The 14,526-nt window shown below is 40.5% G+C and carries 7 protein-coding genes and 6 pseudogenes; 9 read left to right on the top strand and 4 right to left on the bottom strand.

Translation table 11 applies throughout. The annotated features are described in order from the left end of the window. Nucleotides 1-67: 67 nt before the first annotated feature. Nucleotides 68-1,243 carry a transaldolase gene (locus tag ACE3JL_RS07270; RefSeq protein WP_271988973.1) on the bottom strand — a complete coding sequence of 392 codons (1,176 nt, stop codon included), beginning with the start codon at nucleotides 1,241-1,243 and terminating at the stop codon, nucleotides 68-70. Between the two features lie 208 nt (nucleotides 1,244-1,451). Here ACE3JL_RS07270 and rpmI point away from each other — a divergent pair, with 208 nt between their 5' ends. Genes rpmI through ACE3JL_RS07255 form a run of 3 tightly spaced genes read left to right on the top strand, consistent with a single transcriptional unit; the run spans nucleotide 1,452 to nucleotide 3,004 of the window. Continuing rightward, nucleotides 1,452-1,655 (top strand): 50S ribosomal protein L35, encoded by a 204-nt coding sequence (rpmI, locus tag ACE3JL_RS07265; RefSeq protein WP_002740108.1) that lies wholly within the window; start codon nucleotides 1,452-1,454, stop codon nucleotides 1,653-1,655. A gap of 31 nt (nucleotides 1,656-1,686) precedes the next feature. After that, a complete protein-coding gene (rplT, locus tag ACE3JL_RS07260; protein ID WP_002739593.1) occupies nucleotides 1,687-2,034 on the top strand; it encodes a 50S ribosomal protein L20 in 348 nt (115 codons plus the stop codon). 13 nt (nucleotides 2,035-2,047) lie between these two features. Next, on the top strand, nucleotides 2,048-3,004 hold the full coding sequence (locus ACE3JL_RS07255; RefSeq protein ID WP_375329175.1) for a PhoH family protein: 957 nt from the start codon (nucleotides 2,048-2,050) through the stop codon (nucleotides 3,002-3,004). A gap of 180 nt (nucleotides 3,005-3,184) precedes the next feature. On the opposite strand, the gene ACE3JL_RS07250 is transcribed toward ACE3JL_RS07255, so the two are convergent. Both ACE3JL_RS07250 and ACE3JL_RS07245 read right to left on the bottom strand, forming a co-directional pair. Next, nucleotides 3,185-4,300 carry a fatty acid desaturase gene (locus ACE3JL_RS07250; protein WP_375329174.1) on the bottom strand — a complete coding sequence of 372 codons (1,116 nt, stop codon included), beginning with the start codon at nucleotides 4,298-4,300 and terminating at the stop codon, nucleotides 3,185-3,187. Nucleotides 4,301-4,363: 63 nt separating this feature from the next. Then, nucleotides 4,364-4,546 carry a hypothetical protein gene (locus ACE3JL_RS07245; RefSeq protein WP_036400907.1) on the bottom strand — a complete coding sequence of 61 codons (183 nt, stop codon included), beginning with the start codon at nucleotides 4,544-4,546 and terminating at the stop codon, nucleotides 4,364-4,366. 158 nt (nucleotides 4,547-4,704) lie between these two features. Here ACE3JL_RS07245 and ACE3JL_RS07240 point away from each other — a divergent pair, with 158 nt between their 5' ends. Next, complete coding sequence (locus ACE3JL_RS07240) at nucleotides 4,705-6,210, top strand: hypothetical protein (protein ID WP_375329173.1); 1,506 nt, start codon at nucleotides 4,705-4,707, stop codon at nucleotides 6,208-6,210. Between the two features lie 6 nt (nucleotides 6,211-6,216). Beyond that, nucleotides 6,217-6,807: pseudogene (locus ACE3JL_RS07235) on the top strand (AAA family ATPase); the annotation flags it as partial. 302 nt (nucleotides 6,808-7,109) lie between these two features. Here ACE3JL_RS07235 and ACE3JL_RS07230 read toward each other — a convergent pair. After that, nucleotides 7,110-8,358 (bottom strand): annotated as a pseudogene (locus ACE3JL_RS07230) (ISNCY family transposase). Nucleotides 8,359-8,758: 400 nt separating this feature from the next. Here ACE3JL_RS07230 and ACE3JL_RS07225 point away from each other — a divergent pair. From ACE3JL_RS07225 to ACE3JL_RS07210, 4 pseudogenes are all read left to right on the top strand, one after another. Next, a pseudogene (locus tag ACE3JL_RS07225) lies at nucleotides 8,759-9,160 on the top strand (MoxR family ATPase); the annotation flags it as partial. After that, nucleotides 9,157-10,011, top strand: a pseudogene (locus ACE3JL_RS07220) (formylglycine-generating enzyme family protein); the annotation flags it as partial. The pseudogenes ACE3JL_RS07225 and ACE3JL_RS07220, both read left to right, overlap by 4 nt. Nucleotides 10,012-10,408: 397 nt before the next feature. Further along, nucleotides 10,409-11,657 (top strand): annotated as a pseudogene (locus ACE3JL_RS07215) (ISNCY family transposase). A gap of 314 nt (nucleotides 11,658-11,971) precedes the next feature. Next, a pseudogene (locus ACE3JL_RS07210) lies at nucleotides 11,972-14,023 on the top strand (SUMF1/EgtB/PvdO family nonheme iron enzyme); the annotation flags it as partial. Between the last annotated feature and the right edge of the window lie 503 nt (nucleotides 14,024-14,526).

The raw sequence follows: 14,526 nt of genomic DNA, 5'->3' as shown, positions 1-14,526 counted from the left end.
CTTTCCCCACTGGTAGGGGTGAGTGCGGGTGGGGACTGATGCTGGTTCCTTCAACTCACAACCAATTCTATGCTTCCACTAAACGAAAAGCCGCACCTAAACCGACAGCGATCTCATCGGGAGAAATTTTCCCATCATGGTTAATATCGATCGCATCGAATACCGCATCGGTTCCCGCCCATTCTTCCCGGGTGATGAAACCATCCCCATCATGATCATAGACTCGGAAAATATCTTCGGCGGCGTGTTCTAGGGTTGACTGACCTTCCAACTGGGTTAAACGTTGAATCAGCAATTGTTCCAATAATTCTAAAGCTTTGGTAAAACCTTGAATACCTTCCGCTAGTTTTTCAGAAGCCATGGCATCTTCGGCGTGCATTTTCTCAAAAGTCGCTTTATCCACGGTAATTTTGACAATATCAAGGGTTGCAGCCAATGCTGGATCGAGCTTACGGGGTAAATCGGCTTCTGTCTCTTGTAATTGTTCGAGCAGTTTCGGAGAAATGGTTAAAAGATCACAACCAGCTAACTCGCAAATTTCACCGATATTGCGGAAACTTGCCCCCATAACTTCGGTTTTATAACCAAACTTTTTATAGTAGTTATAGATCTGGGTAACGGATTGGACTCCGGGATCTTCAGCGCCAACGTAGTCTTTACCAGTTTCTTTTTTATACCAATCGAGAATCCGACCGACAAAGGGAGAAATTAAGGTTACTCCCGCTTCCGCACAGGCGATCGCCTGATGAAAACCGAATAATAGGGTTAAATTACAGTGAATTCCCTCTTTTTCGAGGACTTCTGCGGCTTTAATCCCTTCCCAAGTTGAGGCAATTTTAATTAAGACTCTTTCTCTAGATATCCCCGTTTGTTCATACTGGGAAATCAAATAACGGGCCTTGTCGATAGTAGCTTGGGTATCGTAGGAAAGACGAGCATCCACTTCGGTGGAGACGCGGCCAGGGACGATTTGCAGGATTTGTAGTCCAAAACTGATCGCTAGGCGATCGAAAGCTAATTTGGCCACATCTTCCGGGGTGGCCTGTTCTCCTAATTCTTTTCTGGCCGCTTGCAGAGTTTGATCGACAATCGGCTGATATTGGGGCATTTGGGCCGCAGCCGTGATCAGGGAGGGGTTAGTAGTGGTATCTTGGGGAGTAAAAGCTTCGATCGCTTGGATATCGCCGGTATCGGCAACAACCACTGTAAATTGGCGTAATTGTTCTAGTAAGGTTTTAGCCATGACTTCTCCAGATGCGTGTTAACACGAGACTTCATCCACATCTTAGCGATTCGATCGAGAGGAAGGGGAAAATTCCCGATTGATTTAATTCCTACCCACAGACCTGGCCAAAGTCGGGATAAGCTGGGAATCTTTTGGCCACTCCTTGCCCAAAGTCCTTTATTTGTGATAGTATTAGTGATTGTGTCGATTTAACAAAACGGAGTTTATGCCCAAGCTAAAAACGCGAAAGGCGGCGGCCAAACGATTCGAGGCCACGGGAAGCGGCAAAAAAATCAAACGTCGCAAAGCCTTCAAAAATCACCTACTCGATCATAAAAGTGCCGAACGCAAGCGCCGTCGTTTGTCCCAGATTACCCTAGTGGACGAGCGCGACGAGAAGGAAGTGCGCTTAATGTTGCCCTATTTGTAAGTTTTCCAGAAAAATTGTCTAAAGGATTATCATGTCTAGAGTAAAACGGGGGAATGTCGCCCGCAAGCGACGCAAAAAAGTTCTCAAATTAGCCAAAGGTTTTCGCGGTTCTCACTCGCGCTTATTCCGTACCGCTAACCAACAGGTAATGAAGGCCTTGCGGAATGCCTATAGAGACCGTCGCAAACGTAAACGCGATTTTCGTCGTCTTTGGATTACCCGCATTAATGCCGCTGCTCGTCAACAGGGCATCAGTTACAGCCAACTGACCGGACAATTAAAGAAAGCTAATATTCTCCTCAACCGGAAAATGTTAGCCCAATTAGCTGTCCTCGATCCCGTCGCTTTTGCTAAAGTGGTAGAAACAGCCAAAGGATAATTTAGCCCCAAGCATGACGGAAACTTGGCAAACGATTCAATTCCCCAGTTCAGAAAGTGCGATCGCTTTAGCGGGTCATCAAGAAACTAACCTCAAATTGATAGCCAAGCAAACTGGGGCGAATTTAGTCCTCCGAGGGATGGAATTGCGGATTGCGGGGCAACCAACCCCGGTGGAGCGCGCCACAGCGATTGTGCGCTCCTTAAATATTTTATGGCAAGAGGCCAAGTTAATCGCCGAAGCCGATATTATGACGGCTATCCATGCCCTCGATACGGGGCGTTCTAGCGAGTATAAAGAACTACAGCAGGATATTCTCGCTCGTACCCGTCGCGGGGAGCTAATTCGGGCAAAAACCTTCCGTCAGCGTCAATATATCCAAGCGATTCAAAGTCACGATATCACCTTTTGTATTGGACCTGCCGGCACGGGGAAAACCTTTTTAGCCGCCGTTTTAGCCGTACAAGCTCTATTAGAAGATAAAGTAGAACGGATTATCCTCACCCGGCCGGCCGTGGAAGCGGGGGAAAAATTAGGCTTTCTCCCGGGGGATTTACAGCAAAAAGTCGATCCTTTTTTGCGTCCCCTCTACGATGCTTTATACGAATTTATCGAAGCGGCCAAAATTCCCGACCTGATGGAACGGGGTAAAATCGAAATCGCTCCCTTAGCTTATATGCGGGGACGAACCCTAGCTAATGCTTTTGTTATCGTTGATGAGGCCCAAAATACCACCCCAGCACAGTTAAAAATGGTCTTAACACGCTTGGGATTCGGTTCGCGCATGGTAGTAACTGGAGATGTCACCCAAACCGATTTACCGCAACAACAGGAATCGGGGTTAATTGCCGCTCAAAAAATCCTCAAATCAGTAGAAGGGATCGCTTTTTGTTACCTATCCCGGGCCGATGTGGTGCGTCATCCCTTAGTACAAAAAATCGTCTCAGCCTACGAACAGCACGAAAAATAACAGATTGTTGAGATAGTCGCTCTTGTACTCTTGCGAGAGAGTATAGAATTAGGTTAATTTAACGCGATGTGCAACTAAAAACGACAGAATCAGGGTTCCAGAGGATACTTTATCTCTGCTGATTTCTGAAAGCCTTGTTGTAAATCAAGAGTAAAAATATAGTTGCACACCGAGTTTAATTTAGCTTTTTCTCCTTAAACTAAAACCGACAAAGACGTAGTTTAAGGCGTTTCGGTATCCCCAAACCTCAAGGAATTGATAACGCTGCCATCCTTTCACCGAGCCAGTCTGAAAAGCTCTTAGGGTGTATAGTTGATTAGCCCAGTTGTGATCGTTTGGTGTAGCATGGTGAACACAGTGCGCCCCTAGGCTAACTGGAAGGATGATGACCCGAATAAAGACTGCTCCCACTAATTCCGTGGACCACTTTAACCACTCTAACCAGTGGTCTGAGCGCGGAGGGTAAGCACCCAGATATAGAGCAAAAGATTTACCAATTACCTGAGATTTCGCTCCCTCATTATCATCGGTTTCATAGGCCCAATTATGCTCCGGTAGCTGTTGCAAGAGTGCGGCTGCATAGGTTCCGAGTTGGGTAAATAGCGCCCAGAGTAAGCAGCTTAAACAAGAATGGGTTAAACCCGCACAAATAGAGGCCAAGAAAAGCACAATCAGGGTAGCTATTTGATAGTTAATGGGAGCTTTAAGGAGATTAGTCAGACGAGAAAGGAAGGTTTCTCCGTAAAACTTGGGAGAGAGTAATAACTTGCCCAAATTTTGCCAATAGAAGGCCTCTTCTTCCCCAAATTCAAAACCTAACTCTTCTACTAGGTAGGGGGTGTTCCCCTTGTCATTCATGGTAGCTAGGTTTTTCGGCGGGTGGTGAATTAATAGGTGATCTTTTTTGAACAATGGAAAGGGCTTTTTCCCGGTAATTAAGGTAAGTAAACAACCTAAAAGATGGTTATAAGTGGGATATTGAGGGAAAAAAGCATTGTGGGCGCAAAAGTGGGCTATTTCCTGCAATTGAGCCGCTCCAGCTACGGATAACACCCATCCTAGGGGGATTAATTGCCAGTGGCTAAGAGCGATCGCTAATCCGCCTATATACTGGAGTATGCCATAGATTAGCTCTAAGGAGGGGGTGCTTTTCCAGAGAGGAGGAGCAAGGTAGTAGCCTGTTAGCCAGTCAAAGAAAGCTTGTACGAGACGATTATCGCTGATTTGGAGCATCCCTAGGCGTGGATTATCCCTTAAAGCCGATGCTTGTGTTGGGGTGGTTTTTTTGAGTATCATGACAGTAGAAAATAAGTTGTACTGTCCTGAAAATGGTTAAATAACCAAATTCAGGCGGTTTTATTAGCTGTGCAGCTGTTCGATTTCTCGATAGTGCTGGACTAATTGCCCATCACTAAAAAACGGCTTTGGAGAGATTTCTATCTCGATGGCGAGATTAATTACCCAAGCTTCTTTGGGTACATACCCCAAGCGATTTTTTAGCCTCTGGGTTAGTGATTTAATCTGGTAGTTTGAGATGTACATAAGCTCTGAATTAGACTACACTTTTAGCTTATTTCTAGCCCTTTTAATTGTCGAGGTGGTTTTTGTAGCATTTAGTAGTCAATTTGCCAAAGTATCATTAAGTAGCTAAAAGTAGCATTTTGTGAATTGTATTCTTAAAAGGAGAACCACAAGTACAAATGGGAAATAGAAAACCTAAGTCTAAAAAACCAAGTGATCTGAATGAATCAGATTTTTTGGGCATTGTAATGCAGTTAGTTATAAAAGTAGATAATAAGGGATTATCTGATATACAAAAAATCTTAGTAAATGGATTTCGTCAAGGTTTAACTTATGATGATATAGCAGAGAAAAATTACTTAAATTCAGAAAATCTTAGGAAAGAAGCAAATAAAAAATTATTTCCCTTGATTTCTAAAGCTCTCACAGAAGCTATGAAAACGCCTATAAAAGTTCAAAAGACCAATTTTATTACATTAATTGAGCATTGGAATGCTATCGATAACAAGGGTATCTCTGTAGAAAATAGTTTTGTTAAAAGCAAGACAAAAATTGATATATTTACAAAGCTTAAAAATAAATTGTCTGGACAACAACAATCAGAACTGAATCGGATCATAAAGTCGTACTTGCCAGATAATGACAATGCTAATTTTGAAGAAATCATCGATAAAATCATAAATATTCGAGATGATAAAGATTTATTAAGAATACTTTTTAGACTTACTCAAGATAGCAGAATTAATAGCTACAATCGCTCATACATTGAACAAACAATACAGGAGTTAAAGAAACTATTAAATATTACTGACACAGATTACAATGCTTGGATAGCAGAGATACCAGCAATTAATCCAGAACCTGACAATCGAGAAAATATTAACAACTATCTAATTATCAAAATAGATGAGAGTAAAAGTCAAGTAAATACTTCCCCTGAATATAAATTTGCTGCGTGGTTTCTACAGTTAAATATATCTCAAAGTCAAGGAAATAATTATATACCTCTTCCTGTAGATAGTAGCGTTAGCAAAGATGTTTATACCCAAAAAGATATAACGAACATTTTAACAAAAATTATTGAAGATTGTCATGAGCGAGGAGGTGCAAACTTAAATATTGAATTTTTCACCGATGGTAAGCTACTATATACTAACTTTGAATCTTGGGAATACAATTGCTTTGATAGCCTAACTCAACTTAAGAGAGTATATTTTGTTAATGTTCGCTCTCTTATGAGATTGGAGAATAGATATCGGAATCAACCAGTTTATAAAAATTGGAAAAGTAGATGGGAGAGATTAACAACAAATTCTATAGATACACAAACAGTTACTAACAGCGAGTCCTATTTATGCCAAGAAACAACTCTATGGAGCAATCTTTGCGCTTCAACTCAAGAGGATTTAGAGCAATTCTTTAAAAGAAGCTTAAAATATGGAATACCTTTAGCCGTTGGGTCGCGCTGTCATGCTCAGGAAGCAATTCACAGAACACAAATTAATACACTCTTACAGGGTATTCAAATCAATCAATTGTCCACAAAAGTTCAAGAGGTGAGGCGACAATCATCAGATAATTTAGAAGATGAACCAGAACATCTAGGACATCATCTATTATGCTTTTTAGAAGACCCTAATCGGATGCCCCCCTTCCACTACTTAACATCTCAGCACCTAGGTTAACTAACTATGAATTCATGGAAAATCTTTCAAGGCAATCATGAAAAACGCTCAAGGGATAAGATTACCTGGCCAGAAATCCCACCTTGGCGAAGCTTCGCCACCAACAAATCCGAGGAGCGGGGAAAACAACTCATAGTTAACGATAAAACCATCGAAACCGTAAACGCAGCCATTCACCTACGCCGGCCTATTTTAGTCACAGGGAAACCGGGTACAGGGAAAACCTCCCTAGCCTACGCAATCGCCTACGAATTAGACTTAGGAGAAGTATTAGTCTGGCCAATTAATACCCGCACTACCCTACAAGAGGGATTATACTACTACGACGCGATCGCACGTTTGCAAGATTACCAATTAGAAGAAAAAAAAGACATAGGGCAGTATATCCGCTTGGGTCCCTTGGGGACAGCCCTCTGTCCGAGAAATTATCCCCGGGTACTGCTTATCGATGAGATAGATAAAAGTGACATCGACTTACCCAACGACCTCTTAAACCTTTTTGAAGAGGGAAGATTTGAAATCACCGAACTTTCCCGACTCGCTAAAGATACCAAAAACCAACCAATACCAGTACAAACCAGCAATTCTCATTTTGAAAAAAATCAGATAAAATTCTCTTATTTAAATAGAGAACTTGTGTAGAAGCATTATTTTTTGACAGATAATTATCATCCAACGCTGGAGATATACAGGTTTTAAGAACTTTGTCCACGAAAAATCGATTTCAACTCATAAATCTGGATGAAATTCTAACAAAATTTTTAGTTTTTTTATAAACAATTTTCTTTTTCTCCTTCAAGAGTTCTGACATTTTCAACTAGAATTTACTTTTTTAAATGGGACATATTCGGTTAGAATAAATGAGAAAAATTCCGACCAATTCTTAAACCAAATAAATTTTAATAGGGTACGAATATCATTAAAGAAAGAAGTCCTAGTTACTAATAGCTCACGAATCTTTTGATAGGTGTAATTAACTAAATCCAACACGGTATGAAATAAAAAAGCTAGTAAATTTAAAGACAATAAGAACTCGCACAAATGATTCTGACCGTGACCAAAGTTATGCTCTAAATTATAACCGTGATTTTTAAGAACGTTATTGCCTTCATTTTCAACTTTCCATCTGCTACGTCCAGCTTTGACAATTTCTTCGACATTATTTTCCGTGATTTTATGATTAGTTATCCAATTATTTTGGTAGATAGTTTTCTGGGTTTTTTCATTGATAACAGTCACTTCACACCAATTAACTTCGAGACTTGAGTCCCCCTCTCTTAAGGGAACTCTAGAAGCATAACGATAACGATAAATTAGATTTTTTCGTCCATCCCATTGTTTCTTTTCAACGGTCCTAACTTCGCCACTTTTTTCTAAAAATTCTAGCCATTCATATAAAGTTTTATGCGACGTTTCCAAACAAACAAAAATAAAATTATAACCTTGTTTTATCGCTAATTCACAAACAGGTTCGTGAGAATATAAGTCGTCTCCTAAAAGAGTTACAGGATAACCATACTTATTTTTATGATTCCTATTTAACCATCTTTTAACGGCCGCATTTTCACAGTCTTGTTTTTGATGTCCATCTTGTTTTTTAATGAATTCTGGCTCTAAATTAATTACTTGTTTTTGCTTAGGAGAAACTACTATCGGTGTGACACAGCCATGAAAATAAGTTGTAGTTCCATTTCGATGATTACGACAGTTACAATGAGGGCAATTAATTTTCTTGGATGAGAAATATTCTGTGCCATCTAACGCCACTAATATTTCTCCATCTAAGTAGAGAAACTTTTTCAAAACTCCCTTTTCTTTTAACCATTCATAGACTTTTTGAAAAGTCCTAGAGATATTAGATGCTGGCACTGGATCTAGCAAATTTCTTATTTGATTATCCCCAGGAATTTTTTTAATTGAAAATAAACTTTCAGCATTATCTTTTCCCTTATTGCTTTTCATTAAACGTTGATGGTCTAAAAAAGACGGCGACTGAGTAAAAAAGACTGAAAATGCAGCCATCACGGCATCTTTTATCTCATATTTTCTATTATTTCCAGGTTTCCTCTCATCGGGTAAATCATCTAATTCTTGATGTAAAAATTGCATTAATTCCGAAATTTCTAGGGTTGCCGCTTTTTGAGCCATCTTGGAATAATTTGACGTGCTGGTGGATTTCTATCTCACCCATTTTACCTTAGCTGACAATAATTATAAATTTTTATTTCCCTTGAATTCTCTAAGTACCTAAGCAAAATTAATTACACATATCTAACCCCCTCTTGCCTTTTGCCTCTTGCCTTTTGCCTATCTTTACTAGGAAATTAATTTTGCACGACTACTTATTCTAAAAACAGAACTATCTTCCTGATTTAACCCCGTTCGTTCTCAGCCAACCTCTTTGATTGCTTGAGTATTTATACTTAATTTGTCTAGCCAATTGTTTTTTTTATTGTTCGCCTCTTCTAGAAAATAGTTGCTTTGTACTATATTTTCCCTGCCAAAATCGGGGTTAATGCTCTATTTATTTCAAAATGAGAATTGCTGAGTACAAACCCATGACGGTGAATGGGAATCCATCCCCCAAGGTAAGGTAAGCTGCCAACAGTTCCAGTTCCCCATAGTGATTATGACGAGCAACGGCGAGAGGGATTTTCCCCTACCCTTTAAACGTAGATGTCTGCTCTTAGAAATTCCCGACCCCACCCCAGAGGAACTAAAAAAGATAGTAAAAAGCCATTTTGATTATAAAGAAGCCAGTCCCGAAAGTAAAAAAATAGAAGACGCGATCGCAGAATATGTTAAAAAACGAGAAAAAGGGGAACTAGCAACGGACCAGCTTTTAAACGCCGTCTTTATGAGCATGGGCGAAAATAAACCCACGGGTGCAGAATTAAAGTCCCTTACCAACCTACTATTTACCTACCTCACCGACACAGGCAATACATGACCCAAACCCCTCCCACACCAGAACTGATTGATAAATTTATCACCTTTGTCAAGGGCAGGGGATGGGACCTAGACAGTTACCAGATAGCTGATAGTTTATGGTGGTATGTTCTCACCCAAGAAGAGGAAGGAAAACCCCAACCCCGTCCAGAGCCTAGGGAAGAAAAGGAAGAAACCCCTCCCGCTAAAAACCCCCCCCAGGAGAGTAAAAACGAAACCCAAGAGCCAGCAGCCCCATCCGATGAAGTTCCCTTAATACGCGAGACAGAAGCACAAAAACAGCCGGAGAAGATAGGCGCAGACACCCTACCCATTAGCATCCCCGATGCCAAATTCTGGCGAGAAACCCTAAAATTAGGGCGGGCAGTGCGTCCCCTCATCCAAAAGATAGACTCAGCCACCCAAAGACAAATAAACCTAAACAGCACCGTACAGAAATCGGCCGAGTATAGCATCGGCAAGAAAGATGGCAGTTTAGCCCTAATACCCGTTTACCAAGCCCAAAAAGTCCGTTCCCTAGAGGTGGTTTTACTGATTGAAGAATGGGCCTCCATGGTCTTTTGGAAAGAAATGGCCGGGGAAATCCGCGATTGGCTAGAACAAATCGGGGCCTTTCGGGATGTCAAACTCTACCGCATAGGATGGGACGAAGACAGGCAAAATTTAGCCATCCGTACCTACTCTAACGATACTTGCTCAATTCACCCAAAAGATCTCATCCATCCTCGCGGCGAAAGACTTATCCTCTTCTACAGTGATTGTACTTCCCCAGACTGGTATCAAGGACGCTATAACCAAGCTCTTCAGGACTGGGGAAAACACCAAATCGTCACCCTGCTTTCTCCCTTCCCAGCAATTCTCATTTTGAAATAAATAGAGCATTAACCCCGATTTTGGCAGGGAAAATATAGTACAAAGCAACTATTTTCTAGAAGAGGCGAACAATAAAAAAAACAATTGGCTAGACAAATTAAGTATAAATACTCAAGCAATCAAAGAGGTTGGCTGAGAACGAACGGGGTTAAATCAGGAAGATAGTTCTGTTTTTAGAATAAGTAGTCGTGCAAAATTAATTTCCTAGTAAAGATAGGCAAAAGGCAAGAGGCAAAAGGCAAGAGGGGGTTAGATATGTGTAATTAATTTTGCTTAGGTACTTAGAGAATTCAAGGGAAATAAAAATTTATAATTATTGTCAGCTAAGGTAAAATGGGTGAGATAGAAATCCACCAGCACGTCAAATTATTCCAAGATGGCTCAAAAAGCGGCAACCCTAGAAATTTCGGAATTAATGCAATTTTTACATCAAGAATTAGATGATTTACCCGATGAGAGGAAACCTGGAAATAATAGAAAATATGAGATAAAAGATGCCGTGATGGCTGCATTTTCAGTCTTTTTTACTCAGTCGCCGTCTTTTTTAGACCATCAACGTTTAATGAAAAGCAATAAGGGAAAAGATAATGCTGAAAGTTTATTTTCAATTAAAAAAATTCCTGGGGATAATCAAATAAGAAATTTGCTAGATCCAGTGCCAGCATCTAATATCTCTAGGACTTTTCAAAAAGTCTATGAATGGTTAAAAGAAAAGGGAGTTTTGAAAAAGTTTCTCTACTTAGATGGAGAAATATTAGTGGCGTTAGATGGCACAGAATATTTCTCATCCAAGAAAATTAATTGCCCTCATTGTAACTGTCGTAATCATCGAAATGGAACTACAACTTATTTTCATGGCTGTGTCACACCGATAGTAGTTTCTCCTAAGCAAAAACAAGTAATTAATTTAGAGCCAGAATTCATTAAAAAACAAGATGGACATCAAAAACAAGACTGTGAAAATGCGGCCGTTAAAAGATGGTTAAATAGGAATCATAAAAATAAGTATGGTTATCCTGTAACTCTTTTAGGAGACGACTTATATTCTCACGAACCTGTTTGTGAATTAGCGATAAAACAAGGTTATAATTTTATTTTTGTTTGTTTGGAAACGTCGCATAAAACTTTATATGAATGGCTAGAATTTTTAGAAAAAAGTGGCGAAGTTAGGACCGTTGAAAAGAAACAATGGGATGGACGAAAAAATCTAATTTATCGTTATCGTTATGCTTCTAGAGTTCCCTTAAGAGAGGGGGACTCAAGTCTCGAAGTTAATTGGTGTGAAGTGACTGTTATCAATGAAAAAACCCAGAAAACTATCTACCAAAATAATTGGATAACTAATCATAAAATCACGGAAAATAATGTCGAAGAAATTGTCAAAGCTGGACGTAGCAGATGGAAAGTTGAAAATGAAGGCAATAACGTTCTTAAAAATCACGGTTATAATTTAGAGCATAACTTTGGTCACGGTCAGAATCATTTGTGCGAGTTCTTATTGTCTTTAAATTTACTAGCTTTTTTATTTCATACCGTGTTGGATTTAGTTAATTACACCTATCAAAAGATTCGTGAGCTATTAGTAACTAGGACTTCTTTCTTTAATGATATTCGTACCCTATTAAAATTTATTTGGTTTAAGAATTGGTCGGAATTTTTCTCATTTATTCTAACCGAATATGTCCCATTTAAAAAAGTAAATTCTAGTTGAAAATGTCAGAACTCTTGAAGGAGAAAAAGAAAATTGTTTATAAAAAAACTAAAAATTTTGTTAGAATTTCATCCAGATTTATGAGTTGAAATCGATTTTTCGTGGACAAAGTTCTTAAAACCTGTATATCTCCAGCGTTGGATGATAATTATCTGTCAAAAAATAATGCTTCTACACAAGTTCTCTATTTAAATAAGAGAATTTTATCTGATTTTTTTCAAAATGAGAATTGCTGCTCCCTTCCCGGAAGCAATGTGGGAAAGAACCGCCCTTAGTCGAGGTTGGTTCGTCTCCCTAGTCAACCAAACCCCCCGGAAACCTTCACAAAACTGGAGATTTACCTCTATCCCCCTGCTACTACAAATTGAGAACGAAGAGGAAAATCAACATATTCTCAGAGAAACAATCCAAAAAACCTACTTTCCCCTACCCACCATCTCCCTAACCCCTTCATCCTTAAAAGCTTGGGCGCTCGTTGTCAGTGGTGACAGCAACGCCACCTGTGCGGGGGTACTACTAGAAAAATCCCCCCAAAACAGAGAAATACCCGCAACTATTTCTCCGGAGATGTCTAGGAAACAAGCTCTAGAACTATTCGCTAGTACCGCCTCACCTCTAGCTTGGGAATTACTGAAAAAATTAGCCGCAGCCCCGGTAAATCTTCCCATCATCCGTCTTATCCAAAGCCAACTTTTAAGCGCCTCTAACCCCCTAAACATAGCAGAAGTCATCCTTAGCGGTTTTCTTAAAGTCTATCTAGGAGGGGAACCAGTGAAGTGGGACAAAGGAGGTAAATTTAACTTTCATACTCCCCCCAACAGCCTAGATTTTGAATTTGATGATGAGGACAGAGAGCTTCTGCTCACTGAACTAGGGAATAGCCGCGCCTTAGAGGTAATTTTTGTCCTCTCGGAATACATCGCCCAAAAACTCAACCTGAGTACCACCACCTTTTTTGGTCTTATTCTTACCAATCCCCAAGTTCTCCTCGGCAAAGAAGCAGCTAATCTAGTTCGCGCCTTTGCCAAGGTGTCTGCTAAGGTTTTCCAAAAGCTAGGGGAAGCAAAGTACCAAGAAATTAGCCAAAAGCTGCAATCTATGGTTGACTCACCTCCACCCCCACCGGTTGAGGAAAAGTGGCTGAGGAAATATAAAACCGTAACCATAGCTAAGGTAAAAGAGCTTACGCGAGGAGAGGAAATATTGTTTCAACTGCTCAAGGATAGACTTAAGGATTTCAGCGTAGAAGATGGGGAACTGTATCAGCGCCTTCGTTTAACCCCTGAGCAGCTTAAAATTTTGGCAAGCGAAGAAATAACCGCCGAGACAATGCCAGTCCAGTTTAGGGAAGTCTTGGATAACACAGAAGAAGAAATCATCACCCAGAAATTTAACCTAACCCTGTTCAAGTCTGAAACCGTTTTTGTGGATGAGACGGGACAAATTACCGCCAAGGAACCCGTGAGAGCCTTCTACTTTGAAGAAAATCCCCCTAGCTTAAAAATGCTCTATATTCCTTCGGGGGAGTTTTGGATGGGAACCGAAGCGGAGGAAATAGCGCGGCTAGGGGAAAAATACGGGGGGGGGGATTGGTTCAAAGGAGAATCCCCCAGACATTTAGTAAAAATCGCTCCGTTTTACCTAAGTCAAACTCCGATTACCCAAGCTCAATGGTTATATATTGCCGAAAGGGAAGATTTAAAAGTAGAGCGAGATTTAAAACCAGAGCCATCGTATTTTAAAGGCAGCACAAACCCCGTTGAAAATGTATCTTGGTTAGATGCCATAGAATTTTGCCAAAGGCTCTCTAAAATGACCAAGAAACAGTATCGGCTACCCAGTGAGGCGGAATGGGAGTATGCTTGTCGTGCTGGAACCACCACCCCCTTCCACTTCGGAGCAACCCTCACCTCAAATTTAGCTAACTACAATGGTACGCAACGCTTTGCTAAGGAACCAGCAGGAGAATATCGCCAGCAAACCACCCCCGTTGGGCAATTTCCCCCCAATGGTTTTGGTTTGTATGATATGCACGGCAATGTCTGGGAGTGGTGTCAGGATGACTTCTGGGAAAATTATCAAGGCGCACCTAGGGATGGTAGTGCTTGGCAAGAAAAGAGCAAAAAACAGCAAAATCAGGCAAAAAAAGCTCTGCGGGGCGGTTCTTGGTACTACGATCCGTATGGCTGCCGTTCCGCTTACCGCTTCGGCAGCAGCCGCCGCGTCAGCAACCGCAGCTACGGTTTTCGGGTGGTGTGCGGTGCTGGGAGGACTTTGTAACCCTTTTTCTCTTTTTTCCCTTTTTACCCTTTTTCTCTTTTTCGATTTTTTTGAACAAATGTACTAGATGAGGTTGGCTGATCAGTAGCTGGTTATAATTAAATTGAAGACGGGTTTTAGGTTTTCCCCTTATCAAGGTAGGGTTGATTCATGAATCAACCCTACAATCAAACCTAGGGGCAAGGGGGATCAAACCGGGAGCATCTCACTTACGCGATGAGTAATTATACTTAGCTTAAAAGCCACTCTTAATCGTGTCTTGGAACGAAATAGAGGCTTTTAAAGACCGCGTACATGGAGAATTAAAACAAGAATTACCCTCGAAAAGCCTATTTTTATACTAAGTATTTATGCTTATTGCAAAGGTGAGATGCTCCCGATCAAACCCCCCTTATCAAGCTATCCATTAGTCAGATCTTTCTTAACAAAAAGAGAAGAAACTTAAAAAAAGGGGAAACGATTGACAGGTATAGTTTTGAAAGAAGGAATTAAGGTGGAGGTAA

The organism is Microcystis sp. BLCC-F210 (assembly GCF_042134685.1).
Classification (GTDB): Bacteria; Cyanobacteriota; Cyanobacteriia; order Cyanobacteriales; family Microcystaceae; genus Microcystis; species Microcystis aeruginosa_D.
Note: the sequence above shows the minus strand (reverse complement) of the source record. Positions and strands in the feature narration are given on the sequence as shown.

Bases quoted from the DNA above. Each gene is read 5' to 3' on its own strand.
- ACE3JL_RS07270 (WP_271988973.1), bottom strand. From the start codon at position 1,243: ATGGCTAAAACCTTACTAGAACAATTACGCCAATTTACAGTGGTTGTT.
- ACE3JL_RS07240 (WP_375329173.1), top strand. From the start codon at position 4,705: ATGGGAAATAGAAAACCTAAGTCTAAAAAACCAAGTGATCTGAATGAA.
- rpmI (WP_002740108.1), top strand. From the start codon at position 1,452: ATGCCCAAGCTAAAAACGCGAAAGGCGGCGGCCAAACGATTCGAGGCC.
- rplT (WP_002739593.1), top strand. From the start codon at position 1,687: ATGTCTAGAGTAAAACGGGGGAATGTCGCCCGCAAGCGACGCAAAAAA.
- ACE3JL_RS07250 (WP_375329174.1), bottom strand. From the start codon at position 4,300: ATGATACTCAAAAAAACCACCCCAACACAAGCATCGGCTTTAAGGGAT.
- ACE3JL_RS07255 (WP_375329175.1), top strand. From the start codon at position 2,048: ATGACGGAAACTTGGCAAACGATTCAATTCCCCAGTTCAGAAAGTGCG.
- ACE3JL_RS07245 (WP_036400907.1), bottom strand. From the start codon at position 4,546: ATGTACATCTCAAACTACCAGATTAAATCACTAACCCAGAGGCTAAAA.